A 15,162-nucleotide genomic window follows, 5' to 3' on the forward strand; every position below is an offset into this window, starting at 1 on the left:
AGATAGGTGAAAACCGGTGTGCCGGGCCTGCTGGCCATGGCTCGCTACGTTTTCACGCAGTCCGATTGGGCGCCGTTGATGCGTTTGGGTAACGCCCCATCCGAGCCTGACAAGCCTTGGCTTGCTGCAGCGCCCCTCGGACAGGTGGCGGGAACGCCCAGGCAGTGCCGAGCGTATGAAGCCCGGTGATTATAGCCTTGCCGGCGCGCCAGCCCAAGGTTTTCCGTCGTCCCGAATCGGCCATCGGGGCATCCGATACCGAGCCTTTATCGAGGCCATTGAAAACGTGCCCGCGACAACTGCCGCCTGCCTTTGCGATGATGGCGAATGAACCATAGCGACAGACTAAGGAGTGCAGATGAACTTCCACACACGCAAGTGGGTAAAGCCCGAAGACCTCAACCCCAACGGCACCCTGTTCGGCGGCAGCCTGCTGAAGTGGATCGACGAAGAGGCCGCGATCTACGCCATCATCCAGCTCGGCAGCCAGCGTGTGGTGACCAAGCTGATCTCGGAGATCAACTTCGTCGCTTCGGCGCGGCAGAGCGATATCATCGAGTTGGGCATCACCGCCAGCGAGTTCGGCCGTACCTCGATCACCCTGCGTTGCGAAGTGCGCAACAAGATCACCCGCAAGAGCATCCTGACCATCGACAAGATGGTTTTCGTCAACCTGGACGAGAGCGGCCAGCCCGCGCCCCATGGCAAGACCGAAATCACCTACATCAAGGATCAGTTCAAGGACTGAGCCCAATGACTGATCCGGGGCGCGCGGAAACCGCTCACTTGGCCCCCTGGCGGATTACAGGCAATACTGGCCGTTTTCTAGCCTGAGCCGATGATGCGTGCGCAGTCCTTTCTCTTGCTGTTCGTGCTGCTGCTCGGCGCTTGCGGGGGGGTCGACCCCGACTCGCCGCAAGGGCGGCGCCAGGTGCTGTTCAAGCAGATGCTCGCCAACAGCGAAGAGTTGGGCGGCATGCTGCGTGGGCGGCTGACATTCGACCTTGGGCGTTTTGCCCAAGGCGCGCGGCAGCTGGATGCGTTGTCCGGGCAGCCCTGGCAGTACTTCCCTGAGCCCGACGAGAGTGAGCGCAGCACGGCCCGGGCCGAGATCTGGCAGCAGCATGAGCGTTTTCAGGTACTGGCCGCCGAGTTGCAGGATGCTACCTCCAGATTGGCGGCGTTGGCCGGCAGGCCCCAGGTTTCGGGCGCCGAGCTGCAGGCAGCATTGAGCCCGGTTGAGGGTGCCTGCAAACGCTGCCACGAGTCCTTTCGCGCCTACTGATTCAGAATCCTTCGACACCCGCCAGGCGCAGCCGCTCGGCCAGGGCCTGCATCTCCTGGTGCTGGAAAAAAGCCTGCAACCGGGCGGCGCGGGTTGGGCCGATCCCTGCTAGCGTCTGCCACTGGCTCAGGCTGCGTTGCTGTAGTTGCGCCCAGTCACCCCCGCCCAGGCTGTCCGCGCTGACCGGCGTGCCGAGGGCACGCAGCCAGTCGCCGAAAGAGCGTTGCCTGGCCTCGCTGAAGCGTCGGGTGAGGAGGCCGGCGCTTTGCGCGCCGATGCCTGGGACCGTCAGCAGTTGCTCCTCGCTGAGTGTCAGCCAGTCGAGCAGGCCATCGAGGAGCCCGGCCTGCAACAGTTTTTCCCACGTGCCGGCACCGACCCCTTGCAGGTCCAGCGCCTGCTTGCCGCTGAGCCAGGTGAGGCGGGCATGGAATTGACTGCTGCAGGTGGCCGATGCACGCAGGCAACTGAGTGCGTGGTACGCGTCGCGGTTCGGGATGTCGAGGGCTGGACGGGGTTGCGCCTGCATCACCACGCTGTGCAGTTGCGGGATGGCTTGCCCGGCCAGGCGAATGGCGACCTGATCGCCGGGGCGGATATCCAGGCGTTGCCAACGCTCCAGTGAGCCGGCGCTGACGACGCCGATGTTGCGGTCGTCGAGCCTCACCGGATGCAGGTGCACCAACGGTGTGATACGGCCGCTGCGGCCGATGCTGAAGGTAACGCCTTGAACCTGCGCCAGTGCTTCGCTGGCGGGGTATTTCCAGGCCACCGCCCAGTGGGGTGGCTCGGCGCGCCAGCGTTCGCCGCTCGGGCGTTGGCCCTGGCGCAGCACCACGCCGTCGCTGGCGAAGGGCAGCGGGTTGCGGTACCAGCGTTCGCGCCAGCGCCGGGCCTCGGCGACACTGCCGATCGGCTGGCTGTAGTAGCGGCTGTCGGCAAAGCCCAGCCGCTCCAGGTGATCGAGGCGTTGTTGCATGTCGTGGGGGCCGTTCGGCCAGTCCCAGACGAACAACCCGATGCTGTTCGCTTCGATGTCTCGCAGGGCCTGGCGGGCCATCAATCCGGCGACCGCGGCGCGTGCCGACGTGCCGCCGTGCACGGCCTGGATATGGGCCGGGCGCTGCAGGTACAGCTCTCCCTGCAGGACGATGTCAGCGCGGTCGGCGAGCTGTTCGGGGATGGCACCGATTCGCCTGGCTCGTGATGTCCAGTCTTGACCAGTATTGCCATCTCCGCGGCTGATCGCCTGCCGGAGGCGCCCGCCGCTGTAGAACAGAGTGACCGCGACACCATCGACCTTGGGCTGAATCCACAGGGCCTGACGTGAGGCCATCCAGCGCTTCACGGCGCGCTCGTCCGCCAGTTTGCGCAAGCCGGTCTGGGCGACCGGGTGCTGCAGCGGGCCACCTGCGCCGCTCAGCGGGTCGGCCGTGGCGGTATCACCCAGGCAGCTCTGCCAGCGCTCGAGGCGGGCGCGTGCCTGATCGTACAGGTCGTCACTGACCAGCGAGCGTCCCTGGCGGTGATAGGCGTCGTCCCATTCGGCAACCCGGGCGGCCAGCTCACCGAGTTGGCGGCTGTGTGCAGTTGTCGGTTCAGGGCAGTCGTCGGCGCAGGCCAGGGTGACCAGCAGAACGGGAAGGGCGGCAGCGATCCAGCATTTCATGGGCGGAGCATCCTTGCTCGGGCGATGATTGTGCAGGCTAGTCGCAGAGCCTGCAGGGTGCAAATGCCTGCGTTCTCGAGCAAGAATGGGGACTGGGCGACATTTGCGGTAGCCGAGGTTTGTCGCTAGCGACGAGGCGGTGATAAAGTTCCGCGTCTCGCACATCAAATGGATTTGCCCGGCGGCGGGAAAGGTATTGCCGGGCCTCATATCTGAAGGTCTAGGGTCTCATGCGTCTTTCTATCCTGTTCTGCTCCGCTGCACTGGCTCTGGCCAGCTCCTTCGCTCACGCTGCCGAAGACACTCAGCTCAAGTGCCAGCAAAAACTGTCGGCCAACGCCGAGAAGATCGCCCAGGTCAAGCAGTTGGCCGGTTTGCTCGGCAATCAGCAGGCCAACGATGCCATCGCCCAGGTCGAGGGTGGCTGTGACCAGCTCGGTGCCAACGCCGCCACCTCGGGTGAGACGGTCGCGCAAGCCCAGGGTGACAGCAAGGCCGACAACATCGCTGCTGCCGCAGAAACTCTTAAAGGTCTGGGTTCGCTGTTCGGCAAGTGATCGGTCAGCCTGCACCGCAGGAATGAAAAAGCCTCCGTGAGCGTCGAGCCCACGGAGGCTTTTTCGTATCCGCCGCCTGCTGTCAGCTGGCGATGCACGTCACGATAGGATTGGCCCGTGACTTGCTGGATGAGTGGGGGATAGCACCGGCTGGGCGCGATCAGAGCGATATGTTCAAGAGCGCTGCGCATGGCTCCCCGTGAGCCGATCCGTGCTTTGTGGTTGTTCGAGAAACTGATATTTTCTCGCTCCAATTCGTACGCTAGCCAAGGAGTGGTGAATGGTAACTATGGGGTTCCTCATAGCGTTGGTAGCCTGGATCTGGTCTGTGTCACGTGGTATCCAGGTTTCTTTGCTGTGTGTTGTGCTCAACTTCATGTTTCCGCCTATCTCGCAGGGCATCTTTGCCCTCTACGAGCAGTCCATGCGTCCTCCGCTGCTGATAATGGCGGTTGGCTTGGGGATGATGTATCTCGGGGGCGGTCTGAAAGTGTCCTGAGCGAAGGGGTTGTTCGTCCCGGGCGCTGTTCGGCAATCAAGTACATCGGCAAAGAAAAGCCCCGCACAGCTCACGCTGGCGGGGCTATTTTTTGCGCGGCTGGTCAGAGGCCAGCGGCGGCGCGCAGGTCTGCAGCCTTGTCGGTCTTCTCCCAGGTGAAGCTGGTGAAGCTGTCGTCGCCGACGGTCAGTTGCTGCGGCTCGCGGCCGAAGTGGCCGTAAGCGGCGGTCGGCTGATACATCGGGTGCAGCAGGTCGAGCATCTTGGTGATGGCGTACGGGCGCAGGTCGAAGACCTCGCGCACCAGCTTGATGATGGTCTCGTCAGCCACTTTGTTGGTGCCGAAGGTGTTGATCGAGATCGAGGTCGGCTGGGCGACGCCGATGGCGTAGGACACCTGAATCTCGCAGCGCTCGGCCAGGCCGGCGGCAACGATGTTCTTGGCGACGTAACGGCCGGCATAGGCAGCGCTGCGGTCGACCTTGGATGGATCCTTGCCGGAAAAAGCGCCGCCGCCGTGGCGAGCCATGCCGCCGTAGCTGTCGACGATGATCTTGCGACCGGTCAGGCCGCAGTCGCCCACCGGGCCGCCAATCACGAAGTTGCCGGTCGGGTTGATGTGGTACTGGGTGTCCTTGTGCAGCAGCTCGGCGGGCAGGCTGTGCTTGATCACCAGCTCCATCACCGCTTCACGCAGGTCGCTCAGGCTGACATCCGGGTTGTGCTGGGTGGACAGCACCACGGCGTCGATACCAACCACTTTGCCGTGCTCGTAACGGCAGGTGACCTGGCTCTTGGCGTCCGGGCGCAGCCATGGCAGCAGGCCGGATTTGCGGGCTTCGGCCTGGCGTTCTACCAGTGCGTGAGAGAAGCGGATCGGCGCCGGCATCAGCACGTCGGTTTCGTTGCTGGCATAGCCGAACATCAGGCCCTGGTCGCCGGCACCCTGATCTTCAGGCTTGGCGCGGTCGACACCCTGGTTGATGTCAGGGGACTGCTTGCCAATGATGTTCATCACGCCGCAGGTCGCGCCGTCGAAGCCGACGTCGGAGCTGGTATAGCCGATGTTGCAGATCACGTCGCGAACGATCTGCTCGAGGTCGACCCAGGCGCTGGTGGTGACTTCGCCGGCGATGATCGCCACGCCAGTCTTGACCAGTGTTTCGACGGCCACGCGGGCGTGCTTGTCGCGGGTGATGATGGCGTCGAGGACGGCATCGGAAATCTGGTCGGCGATCTTGTCCGGATGACCTTCGGACACGGACTCGGAGGTGAACAGGGAGTATTCGCTCATTTATCGGTTGTCCTGGCGAGTGAGGGCCTCTCGGCCACGTGCGTGAATGGGAGGATGCGCTGGAAATGTCGCACCTGAATTTGAAATCCATTGCGCAGGCCGACGTACAGGCTTTCGCCTGGGGTCAGGCCGGCGGCGACGGCCCAGTGGGCCAGGTCGTCCTGTTCGAAGCCTAGCCAGAGATCGCCGCAGGTATCGCGGGCCCAGCCCTGATTGTGGCTGCACAGTTCGGTGATCAGCAGGCTGCCGCCGCTGTTGACCTGGCTGGCGAGTTTACGCAGCGCTTGGGCCGGTGCGGCGAAATGGTGCAGCACCATGTTCAGCACCACGCAGTCGGCGCCGGGGTAATCGTCGACCAGGGCATCGGCGAGCTGCAACTGGACATTGTCGAGGCCGTCCCTTTCGCAACGCAGGCGTGCCAGTTCGAGCATGGCCGGGCTGTTGTCCAGGGCGCTGACGTGCTCGAAGCGCCGCGCCAGCTCGGGCAGGAAACCGCCATCGCCAGGGCCGATTTCCAGCGCGCGGGCATTCGTGGCGAAATCCAGCGAGTCGAGCAGCGCCAGCACGCTGTCGCGGTACTGCGGCAGCCCGGCGATCAGATCCTGCTGGGCCTGGAAGCGCTCGGCGCTGCGGGTGAAGAAGTCCTGGCTGGCGGTGGCGCGTTGCTGATGCACCTGGTCGATGCGCTCGCGCACCTGCACTGCCAGGGGCAGTCGGTCGACTTCCTGGAGCAGGGCTCCGTGCAGGGTGCCGCCCACTGTTTCCGCATGGGCCAGGGCCCGACGATAGAAGATCGCATTGCCTTCGCGGCGTGTCGCCACCAGGCCGGCCTGGGCCAGCACCTTGAGGTGGTGGCTGATGCCCGACTGGCCGATCGCGAAAATCTGCGCCAGCTCCAGGACGCCGAACGAGTCGTTGGCGAGCACCCGCAGCACGTTCAGGCGCAACGGATCGCCCGCGGCCTTGCTCAGGGCGCAGAGGGTGTCGGCAGGCTCGAAATCGAGTTGGGAGGCACGCACGGTCATAGATTGCGCAGTCTAGTCGGTGGCTTTGGGGGCGGCAAGTTCAGTATCAAGAAGTTTTGATATTGGCTGCCGGGTGCCGTGGCATCGTTACGCTCCGGGGCCTATCGACCGGTCGGCACGATTTTCCCCCGGTAAATTCGCGGTAATCGTTCGCCTGACGACCATCTGTGATTGCCCCGCCGGGTTGGCTGGGGGAAAATGGCCGCCTTTTTCGTCCTAGCTGCCCCGGCAGCCCCCGCAGGAGATTCAGCGATGCCCAGCCGTCGTGAGCGTGCCAATGCCATTCGTGCCCTGAGCATGGATGCCGTGCAAAAAGCCAACAGCGGCCACCCCGGTGCCCCCATGGGCATGGCGGATATCGCCGAAGTGCTGTGGCGTGACTACCTGAAGCACAACCCGGCCAACCCGAAGTTCGCCGACCGTGACCGTTTCGTGCTGTCCAACGGCCACGGCTCGATGTTGATCTATTCGCTGCTGCACCTGACCGGCTACGACCTGTCCATCGACGACCTGAAGAATTTCCGCCAGCTGCACAGCCGCACCCCGGGACACCCGGAATATGGCTATGCACCCGGCGTCGAGACCACCACCGGTCCCCTCGGCCAGGGCATCGCCAACGCCGTAGGCTTCGCCCTGGCGGAGAAGATCATGGCCGCGCAGTTCAACCGCGACGGCCACAGCATCGTCGACCACTACACCTACGCCTTCCTGGGCGACGGTTGCATGATGGAGGGCATCAGCCACGAAGTCTGCTCGCTGGCCGGCACCCTGGGCCTCGGCAAGCTGATCGCCTTCTACGATGACAACGGCATCTCCATCGATGGCGAAGTCCACGGCTGGTTCACCGACGATACGCCGGCGCGTTTCGAGGCCTACGGCTGGCAGGTGATCCGCAATGTCGACGGCCACGATCCCGAAGAGATCAAGATGGCCATCGACACCGCGCGCAAGAGCGAGCAGCCGACCCTGATCTGCTGCAAGACCATTATCGGTTTCGGTTCGCCGAACAAGCAGGGCAAGGAAGAGTCCCATGGCGCCGCCCTGGGCCATGACGAAATCGCCCTGACCCGCGCAGCCCTGAACTGGAGCCACGCCCCCTTCGAAATCCCCGCCGACATCTATGCCGAGTGGAATGCCAAGGAAGCCGGTCTGGCTGCCGAAGCCGAGTGGGACCAGCGTTTCGCTGCCTATTCCGCGGCCTATCCGGAGCTGGCCAACGAGTTCATCCGCCGCATGGCCGGCGAGCTGCCTGCCGATTTTTCCACCCAGGCCAGCGCGTTCATTCGTGCCGTCGCCGAGAAGGGCGAAACCATCGCCAGCCGCAAGGCCAGCCAGAACTGCCTGAATGCCTTCGGCCCGCTGCTGCCGGAGCTGCTGGGTGGCTCCGCCGACCTGGCCGGTTCCAACCTGACCCTGTGGAAGGGCTGCAAGCCGGTGGTCGCCGAGGATGCGTCCGGCAACTACATGTACTACGGCGTACGCGAGTTCGGTATGAGCGCGATCATGAACGGCGTGGCCCTGCACGGCGGTCTGGTGCCCTACGGCGCGACCTTCCTGATGTTCATGGAGTACGCCCGCAATGCCGTGCGCATGTCCGCGCTGATGAAGCTGCGCGTGCTCTACGTGTTCACCCACGATTCCATCGGCCTGGGCGAAGACGGCCCGACTCACCAGCCGGTCGAACAACTGACCAGCCTGCGCACCACGCCGAACCTGGACACCTGGCGCCCGGCGGATACCGTCGAAGCCGCAGTGGCCTGGAAACACTCGGTCGAGCGCAAGGACGGCCCGAGCGCGCTGATCTTTTCCCGCCAGAACCTGCCGCACAACCTGCGCGACCATGAAACCGAGGCGGCCATCAGCCGTGGTGGTTACGTATTGAAGGATTGTGCCGGCGAGCCGGAACTGATCCTGATCGCCACCGGTTCGGAAGTCGGTCTGGCCATTCAGGCTGCCGACAAACTGACCGAGCAGGGCCGCAAGGTACGCGTGGTATCGATGCCGTCGACCAACGTGTTCGACCAGCAGGACGCCGGCTACAAGCAGTCCGTGCTGCCGCTGCAGGTCACCGCGCGGATCGCCATCGAAGCTGCCCATGCCGACTTCTGGTACAAGTACGTTGGCCTCGAAGGCCGCGTCATCGGCATGGAAACCTACGGTGAGTCGGCTCCGGCCGGCGAGCTGTTCGAGCATTTCGGTTTCACCGTCGAGAACATCGTCGGCACCGCCGAAGAGCTGTTCGACGCCTAAGTGAGAACGACGCCGTAGGGTGGATCGGGGCGCGTAGCCGACGCTCTTTTCATCCACCGTTACAGCGCCCGGTGGATCGATAAAACGCGATCCACCCTACGGGTTCATCCGAGATCTCCGATGTCCTATCGTCCCTATCGCGTCGCTCTGAACGGCTACGGCCGCATCGGTCGTTGCGTGCTGCGTGCCCTGCACGAGCGCGCTGGCGCTGCGCGCCTGGAAATCGTCGCGCTCAACGACCTGGCCGATCAGGCCAGCATCGAGTACCTGACCCGCTTCGATTCCACCCACGGGCGCTTTCCCGGTGAGGTGAAGGTGGTCGGCGATTGCCTGCACATCAACGGCGAACGGGTGCGCGTGCTGCGCGAGCGCAAGCCGGAAGGTGTCGACTGGGCTGCGCTGGACATCGATCTGCTGCTCGAATGCTCGGGGCAGTACACCACCCGCGAGCAAGCCGAACGTTTTCTACGAGCGGGTGTGCCGCGGGTGCTGTTGTCCCAGCCAATGGCCAGCGAGAGCGATGTCGATGCCACCGTGGTGTACGGCGTCAATCAGCATTGCCTCGGCGGTGCCGAGCGCCTGGTGTCGAACGCCTCGTGCACGACCAACTGCGGCGTGCCGCTGCTCAAGCTGCTCAACGAGGCGATCGGGCTGGAGTACATCTCGATCACCACCATCCACTCGGCGATGAACGACCAGCCGGTGATCGACGCCTATCATGACGAGGATCTGCGCCGTACGCGCTCGGCCTTCCAGTCTGTGATTCCGGTCTCCACGGGCCTGGCACGAGGCATCGAACGGCTGCTTCCGGAACTTGCCGGGCGAATTCAGGCCAAAGCCATTCGGGTGCCGACGGTCAACGTGTCCTGCCTGGATATCACCTTGCAGACCGCCCGTGACACCAGCAGCGAAGAGATCAACCGGATCTTGCGCATGGCCTCCGAACAGGGACCGTTGCAAGGTCTGCTGGCGTACACCGAGTTGCCGCACGCCAGCTGCGACTTCAATCATGATCCCCATTCGGCGATCGTCGACGGCAGTCAGACGCGGGTGTCCGGGCCACGCCTGGTCAACCTGCTGGCCTGGTTCGACAACGAATGGGGATTCGCCAACCGTATGCTCGACATGGCCGTGCATTTTCTCGATGCCGCCGCTTCCCTTTCACCAGCCCCTGTTAAGGACTGACTCAATGACTGCAGCTTCCGTAAACATCGCGAAAATGGCCGACCTCGACCTGCAAGGCAAGCGCGTGCTGATCCGCGAAGACCTCAATGTGCCGGTCAAGGATGGCGTGGTGAAAAGCGATGCGCGCATCCTTGCCGCGCTGCCGACCCTCAAGCTGGCGCTGCAGAAGGGCGCCGCGGTGATGGTCTGCTCGCACCTGGGGCGCCCGACCGAAGGCGAGTTCAGCGAAGAGAACAGCCTGGCACCGGTAGCCGATTACCTGAGCAAGGCCCTGGGCCGCGACGTGCCGCTGATCAAGGACTACCTGGGCGGCGTCGAACTGAAAGCCGGTGATCTGGTGCTGTTCGAGAACGTACGCTTCAACAAGGGCGAGAAGAAGAACGCCGACGAACTGGCTCAGCAATACGCCGCCCTGTGCGATGTGTTCGTCATGGATGCCTTCGGCACCGCTCACCGTGCCGAGGGCTCGACCCATGGCGTGGCCAAATTCGCCAAGGTCGCCGCTGCCGGCCCGTTGCTGGCTGCCGAGCTGGACGCACTGGGCAAGGCCCTGGGGGCTCCGGCTCAGCCGATGGCGGCGATCGTCGCCGGTTCCAAGGTGTCGACCAAGCTGGACGTGCTGAACAGCCTGAGCGGCATCTGCGACCAACTGATCGTCGGTGGTGGCATCGCCAATACCTTCCTCGCCGCTGCCGGTTATCCGGTGGGCAAGTCCCTTTACGAAGCCGATCTGGTCGACACCGCCAAGGCCATCGCCGCCAAGGTCAGCGTGCCGCTGCCCGTCGACGTGGTGGTCGCCAAGGAGTTTTCCGAAGCCGCCACCGCGACCGTCAAGCCGGTGGCCGATGTGGCGGACGACGACATGATCCTCGACATCGGCCCGCAAACTGCCGCGCAGTTCGCCGAGCTGCTCAAGGCCTCGAAGACCATCCTGTGGAACGGCCCGGTCGGCGTATTCGAATTCGACCAGTTCGGCGAAGGCACCAAGGCCCTGGCTCTGGCCATCGCCGAGAGCCCGGCGTTTTCCATCGCCGGTGGCGGCGACACCCTGGCGGCCATCGACAAATATGACGTGGCGTCGCGCATTTCCTACATTTCCACTGGCGGTGGCGCCTTCCTGGAGTTCGTCGAAGGCAAGGTATTGCCCGCAGTCGACGTGCTGCAACAACGCGCAAAGGGGTAAACCTCTGCCGCTGGCAATGGTCACTAACTGTGTATGGACATCAGCCAGCAAGGAGTGACCCGATGCGTAACGTGGCCGTTGTATTGACTTTATGTACCGCCCTGGGCGGTTGTTCCTGGGGTGGGGTGTCGCGCGATGCGTGCGACGTGTTCAGTCCCGCGGAGATCGATCTGCCCACCACGCGGGACGAGCCTCGCATCGAGGAGCAGAGCACGGGCGATGCGACACCTTCCAGGGGCGAACAGGACTGTTGATAGGGAGACGATTATGAAAACGTTCATGCGTGTTGCGGTGCTGTCGGGCATGGCCCTGCTCGCGGGCTGTGCCGGAAAGGAGTATGCCGACAGCCAGGCGTGGAATCACTGGGTGTGCGACAGCCAGGCCGAGGTGTTCTGGCGCTATGCCGACAGCGCCCACGAGAAAGTCGACGTGCGTATGGGCGGCAGTGACGTCGTCCACCGTCTGAGCCAGGAGCCCAGCGGCTCCGGCGTGTTGTACAGCGACGCCACGCTGTCCTTCCACACCAAGGGTGAGGAAGGCCTGGTCTACCGCACTGCCAATGACGATTTACTGGGGCGTGGCTGCAAGGCGCCCTGAAGGCAGTGACACGCTGCACGCCACAGGCTGCGAGTGGGGATCGGATTACTTCCGCTCTTTCACGTAGCTGAAGCCTGCAGCTTGGCGCTGTAGCAGTACTTGAACAGCACCTGCCACTGCGGCAGGCTTGCACGATTAACGAGCCCTATCGGGAGATAGCAAAACATGGCACTTATCAGCATGCGCCAGATGCTCGACCACGCCGCCGAATTCGGCTATGGCGTGCCGGCCTTCAACGTCAACAACCTCGAGCAGATGCGCGCCATCATGGAAGCTGCCGACAAGACCGATTCGCCGGTCATCGTCCAGGCCTCCGCTGGTGCCCGCAAGTACGCCGGTGCGCCTTTCCTGCGCCACCTGATCCTCGCCGCGATCGAAGAGTTCCCGCATATCCCGGTGTGCATGCACCAGGATCACGGCACCAGCCCGGACATCTGCCAGCGCTCCATCCAGCTGGGCTTCAGCTCGGTGATGATGGATGGTTCGCTCAAGGAAGACGGCAAGACCCCGTCGGACTACGACTACAACGTCCGCGTGACCCAGCAGACCGTTGCCTTCGCCCATGCCTGTGGTGTATCGGTAGAAGGTGAGCTCGGCTGCCTGGGCAGCCTGGAAACCGGTCAGGCCGGCGAAGAGGACGGCGTGGGCGCCGAGGGCGTGCTGGATCACAGCCAGTTGCTGACCGACCCGGAAGAAGCGGCCGACTTCGTCAAGAAGACCCAGGTCGATGCCCTGGCCATTGCCATCGGCACCAGCCATGGTGCCTACAAGTTCACCAAGCCGCCGACCGGCGACGTGCTGTCGATCGAGCGCATCAAGGAAATCCACAAGCGCATTCCCAATACCCACCTGGTGATGCACGGCTCCAGCTCGGTGCCACAGGATTGGCTGGCGATCATCAACGAGCACGGTGGCGACATCAAGGAAACTTACGGCGTGCCGGTCGAGGAGATCGTCGAAGGCATCAAGTACGGCGTGCGCAAGGTCAATATCGATACCGACCTGCGCCTGGCTTCCACCGGTGCCATCCGCCGCTTCATGGCCGAGCACCCGAGCGAGTTCGACCCGCGCAAGTACTTCGCCCATACCATCACCGCCATGCGTGATATCTGTATCGCTCGTTACGAAGCCTTCGGCACCGCTGGCAACGCCTCGAAGATCAAGCCGATCTCCCTGGAAGGCATGTTCCAGCGTTACGCCAAGGGTGAGCTGGCCGCCAAGATCAACTGATCGAGGCGCGTCGCTCAGCGCTCAGAAGCCGCTTGTCTGTAAGGGACAAGCGGCTTTTTCATGCACTCACGCAGGCCTGTGGCGTGCGCTCCAGCCCACCATCTCACGCCGGTGGTCGCTCAACGGATCGACTGTTCCTGCATCGACATGGCCCCTGCGCCCCGCTGCGTTTCCCGTCTTACGGCGCTGTCACGTAAAACCATGTAAAACACCGGCGCCTCCCTGTCGCCCGCTCTACGCCATACTGCCGCCACGCGTTTCAGGATCTCGGCACCCATGCCCCACACTACCCGTTCCTGGCTGCCGTTCTGCCTGGCCGTTATCGTCGCCACGTTGCTCGGCAGCATCGTCCAGACCCAATTCAACCTCGCCGCCCTGCAACAACTCGGCGCCAGTATCTCTACCGGTGTACGCCTGCAGGCCACCCTGCATGATCTGCTCGGCTTCAGCCCTACGTTCGCGGCGCTGGTCATCGCGTCATTCCTCGTTGCGTTGCCCTTGGCCGCCTGGCTGGTACCCAACGCGGGCGTACCCCGCGGGTTGATATTTCTGCTCGCCGGCGCCTTGGCGATCTGGGGGGCGTTGAGCGTGGCCAATGCCGTGGCGCCCATGCCGACTTTGATCGGCGCCAGCCGTACCCTGGCAGGCACCCTGGCGCTGATGGTCTGCGGCAGCCTGGGTAGCCTGGCCTTCGCACGCTTCAGCGGTGCCGGCCGTTGATGATCCTTTCTCCAATCAAGGGTGCGACGTTGAGCGCCGTCCTGCTGATGCTGGGGCTTTGCGCAGGTGCCCTAGCCCATGCCGATTACCGCATCGAAACCGTCACCGGTGGTCTCGAGCATCCCTGGTCGCTGGCCTTCCTGCCCGATGGCCGCATGCTGGTCACCGAACGGACCGGGCAACTGCGTCTGATCGATGCCCAAGGCAAGCTACAGAACGAACCCGTCAAAGGGATGCCAACGCCCTTCGTCGCCACCCAGGCGGGGTTGATGGACGTGGTCGTGGATCCCGACTTTGCCGAGGCCCCCTGGGTTTACCTCAGCTATGCCCATGGCGATATCGACGCCAACAACACGCGGCTGGCACGGGCTCGCCTGATCGACGGCGAGCTGCGCGACTTCCAGGTGCTGTTCACCGCCCAGCCGGCCAAGGCAGGCGCCTCGCACTACGGAGGGCGGATCGCCTTTCTGCCCGACGAGACGCTGGTACTGACCCTTGGCGACGGCTTCGACTGGCGCGAGCAGGCGCAGAACCCGGCCAATCACCTCGGCAAGACGGTACGCTTGCACCGTGACGGTAGCATTCCCGAAGACAACCCGCTGCGCGGCCAGTCCGGTGCTGCCGAAGAGATCTACAGCCTGGGGCACCGTAACGTCCAGGGCATCGTCTATGACCACGGGCGCCAACGTCTGTACAGCCATGAGCATGGCCCCAAGGGCGGTGATGAGTTGAATCTGCTACAGGCCGGTGGCAATTACGGGTGGCCCCTGGCCTCTTTCGGCGTCGACTACACCGGCGCCATGGTCACGCCATTCACCGAACTGCCGGGTTATCTGTCGCCGCAACTGCACTGGACGCCATCGGTGGCCCCCTCCGGGCTGACGCTCTACAGCGGTGATCGTTTCCCGCACTGGAAGGGCGACCTGTTCGTGTCCACCCTGGCCGAGCAGAGCGTGCGCCGTGTGCGCCTGCACAATGGGCGTCTGGCTGGTGAGGAGGTACTGTTCCAGGAGCTCGAGGAGCGCATTCGCGGCGTCTACGACGGCCCAGACGGGGCACTCTACCTGCTGACCGACAGTGCTGAAGGGAGGCTTCTGCGGGTCGTTCCGCTGTAGGCTGGGGCATAATCCGCCGAAGCATAGCCCGTGAGCCGTCATGACCCCATTGAAGTATCTCCAGGGATATCCCGTCTCGCTGCAGGATCAGGTGCGGCAGATGATTGCCGGTCAGCGCCTGGACGGTTACCTGCAGCAGCGATACCCGGGCCGCCATGCGGTTCAGAGTGACAAGGCGCTGTACGGCTACGTCATGGCGCTCAAGCAGGCGCACCTGAAGAACGCGCCGACCATCGACAAGGTGCTGTTCGACAATCGCCTCGATCTGACCCACCGCGCGTTGGGCCTGCACACCACCATCTCGCGGGTGCAGGGCGGCAAACTCAAGGCCAAGAAGGAAATTCGCGTCGCCTCGCTGTTCCGCGAGGCCGCGCCGCCGTTCCTGCAGATGATCGTGGTACATGAATTGGCGCACTTGAAGGAAAGCGATCACAACAAAGCGTTCTATCAGCTCTGCGAATACATGCTGCCGGACTATCGGCAGCTGGAGTTCGACCTGCGCCTGTACCTGACCTGGCGCGATCTGCAGTCGAACTGAGGCCGCGGGCGTTGG

Annotated in this window: 14 protein-coding genes and 1 riboswitch; of the genes, 11 read left to right on the forward strand and 3 right to left on the reverse strand. The window is 63.7% G+C overall.

Annotation, left to right across the window (positions count from 1 at the left end; all coding sequences use genetic code 11):
* Positions 1-60: 60 nt before the first annotated feature.
* A riboswitch (S-adenosyl-L-homocysteine riboswitch) is annotated at positions 61-144 on the reverse strand.
* Between the two features lie 214 nt (positions 145-358).
* On the forward strand, positions 359-748 hold the full coding sequence (locus tag BLR94_RS09375; protein ID WP_084304709.1) for an acyl-CoA thioesterase: 390 nt from the start codon (positions 359-361) through the stop codon (positions 746-748).
* Between the two features lie 93 nt (positions 749-841).
* A complete protein-coding gene (locus tag BLR94_RS09380) occupies positions 842-1,285 on the forward strand; it encodes a c-type cytochrome (protein WP_084304708.1) in 444 nt (147 codons plus the stop codon).
* A 1-nt stretch (position 1,286) separates the two neighbouring features.
* Here the strand turns inward: BLR94_RS09380 and ligB are convergent, their stop codons facing one another.
* A complete protein-coding gene (ligB, locus tag BLR94_RS09385; protein WP_084304707.1) occupies positions 1,287-2,954 on the reverse strand; it encodes an NAD-dependent DNA ligase LigB in 1,668 nt (555 codons plus the stop codon).
* A 230-nt stretch (positions 2,955-3,184) separates the two neighbouring features.
* Here ligB and BLR94_RS09390 point away from each other — a divergent pair, with 230 nt between their 5' ends.
* Entirely contained in the window at positions 3,185-3,511 is a 327-nt protein-coding gene (locus BLR94_RS09390; RefSeq protein WP_042552434.1) for a hypothetical protein, read from the forward strand.
* A gap of 602 nt (positions 3,512-4,113) precedes the next feature.
* Here BLR94_RS09390 and metK read toward each other — a convergent pair.
* Positions 4,114-5,304 carry a methionine adenosyltransferase gene (metK, locus tag BLR94_RS09400; RefSeq protein ID WP_084304706.1) on the reverse strand — a complete coding sequence of 397 codons (1,191 nt, stop codon included), beginning with the start codon at positions 5,302-5,304 and terminating at the stop codon, positions 4,114-4,116.
* Positions 5,301-6,329, reverse strand: a complete 1,029-nt coding sequence (locus tag BLR94_RS09405) for an ArsR/SmtB family transcription factor (protein WP_084304705.1) — start codon at positions 6,327-6,329, stop codon at positions 5,301-5,303. The genes metK and BLR94_RS09405 overlap by 4 nt, the downstream gene beginning before the upstream one ends.
* 252 nt (positions 6,330-6,581) lie before the next feature.
* Between BLR94_RS09405 and tkt the strand changes: the two genes are divergently transcribed.
* The 8 genes from tkt to BLR94_RS09450 all read left to right on the forward strand — a co-directional run bounded on the left by tkt (position 6,582) and on the right by BLR94_RS09450 (position 15,147).
* The gene (gene tkt, locus BLR94_RS09410) at positions 6,582-8,579 is read left to right on the forward strand and encodes a transketolase (RefSeq protein WP_084304704.1); all 1,998 of its coding nucleotides are present in this window, start codon (positions 6,582-6,584) and stop codon (positions 8,577-8,579) included.
* A 120-nt stretch (positions 8,580-8,699) separates the two neighbouring features.
* Positions 8,700-9,764 (forward strand): erythrose-4-phosphate dehydrogenase, encoded by a 1,065-nt coding sequence (gene epd, locus BLR94_RS09415; RefSeq protein WP_084304703.1) that lies wholly within the window; start codon positions 8,700-8,702, stop codon positions 9,762-9,764.
* Between the two features lie 4 nt (positions 9,765-9,768).
* Complete coding sequence (locus BLR94_RS09420) at positions 9,769-10,947, forward strand: phosphoglycerate kinase (RefSeq protein WP_084304702.1); 1,179 nt, start codon at positions 9,769-9,771, stop codon at positions 10,945-10,947.
* Positions 10,948-11,214: 267 nt separating this feature from the next.
* Positions 11,215-11,544: an MliC family protein gene (locus tag BLR94_RS09430; RefSeq protein WP_090423686.1), complete on the forward strand. Its 330-nt coding sequence runs from the start codon at positions 11,215-11,217 to the stop codon at positions 11,542-11,544.
* Between the two features lie 165 nt (positions 11,545-11,709).
* The gene (gene fba / locus BLR94_RS09435; protein WP_084304700.1) at positions 11,710-12,774 is read left to right on the forward strand and encodes a class II fructose-bisphosphate aldolase; all 1,065 of its coding nucleotides are present in this window, start codon (positions 11,710-11,712) and stop codon (positions 12,772-12,774) included.
* Positions 12,775-13,050: 276 nt separating this feature from the next.
* On the forward strand, positions 13,051-13,494 hold the full coding sequence (locus tag BLR94_RS09440) for a hypothetical protein (protein WP_084304699.1): 444 nt from the start codon (positions 13,051-13,053) through the stop codon (positions 13,492-13,494).
* A gap of 47 nt (positions 13,495-13,541) precedes the next feature.
* Complete coding sequence (locus BLR94_RS09445; protein WP_084304729.1) at positions 13,542-14,609, forward strand: PQQ-dependent sugar dehydrogenase; 1,068 nt, start codon at positions 13,542-13,544, stop codon at positions 14,607-14,609.
* 40 nt (positions 14,610-14,649) lie between these two features.
* On the forward strand, positions 14,650-15,147 hold the full coding sequence (locus tag BLR94_RS09450) for a M48 metallopeptidase family protein (RefSeq protein ID WP_084304698.1): 498 nt from the start codon (positions 14,650-14,652) through the stop codon (positions 15,145-15,147).
* Positions 15,148-15,162 lie beyond the last annotated feature (15 nt).

The organism is Phytopseudomonas flavescens (genome assembly GCF_900100535.1).
Lineage (GTDB): Bacteria > Pseudomonadota > Gammaproteobacteria > Pseudomonadales > Pseudomonadaceae > Aquipseudomonas > Aquipseudomonas flavescens.

Bases quoted from the DNA above. Each gene is read 5' to 3' on its own strand.
- BLR94_RS09430 (WP_090423686.1), top strand. From the start codon at position 11,215: ATGAAAACGTTCATGCGTGTTGCGGTGCTGTCGGGCATGGCCCTGCTC.
- BLR94_RS09380 (WP_084304708.1), top strand. From the start codon at position 842: ATGCGTGCGCAGTCCTTTCTCTTGCTGTTCGTGCTGCTGCTCGGCGCT.
- tkt (WP_084304704.1), top strand. From the start codon at position 6,582: ATGCCCAGCCGTCGTGAGCGTGCCAATGCCATTCGTGCCCTGAGCATG.
- BLR94_RS09375 (WP_084304709.1), top strand. From the start codon at position 359: ATGAACTTCCACACACGCAAGTGGGTAAAGCCCGAAGACCTCAACCCC.
- fba (WP_084304700.1), top strand. From the start codon at position 11,710: ATGGCACTTATCAGCATGCGCCAGATGCTCGACCACGCCGCCGAATTC.
- BLR94_RS09440 (WP_084304699.1), top strand. From the start codon at position 13,051: ATGCCCCACACTACCCGTTCCTGGCTGCCGTTCTGCCTGGCCGTTATC.
- BLR94_RS09445 (WP_084304729.1), top strand. From the start codon at position 13,542: ATGCTGGGGCTTTGCGCAGGTGCCCTAGCCCATGCCGATTACCGCATC.
- BLR94_RS09405 (WP_084304705.1), bottom strand. From the start codon at position 6,329: ATGACCGTGCGTGCCTCCCAACTCGATTTCGAGCCTGCCGACACCCTC.
- BLR94_RS09390 (WP_042552434.1), top strand. From the start codon at position 3,185: ATGCGTCTTTCTATCCTGTTCTGCTCCGCTGCACTGGCTCTGGCCAGC.
- metK (WP_084304706.1), bottom strand. From the start codon at position 5,304: ATGAGCGAATACTCCCTGTTCACCTCCGAGTCCGTGTCCGAAGGTCAT.
- epd (WP_084304703.1), top strand. From the start codon at position 8,700: ATGTCCTATCGTCCCTATCGCGTCGCTCTGAACGGCTACGGCCGCATC.
- ligB (WP_084304707.1), bottom strand. From the start codon at position 2,954: ATGAAATGCTGGATCGCTGCCGCCCTTCCCGTTCTGCTGGTCACCCTG.
- BLR94_RS09450 (WP_084304698.1), top strand. From the start codon at position 14,650: ATGACCCCATTGAAGTATCTCCAGGGATATCCCGTCTCGCTGCAGGAT.
- BLR94_RS09420 (WP_084304702.1), top strand. From the start codon at position 9,769: ATGACTGCAGCTTCCGTAAACATCGCGAAAATGGCCGACCTCGACCTG.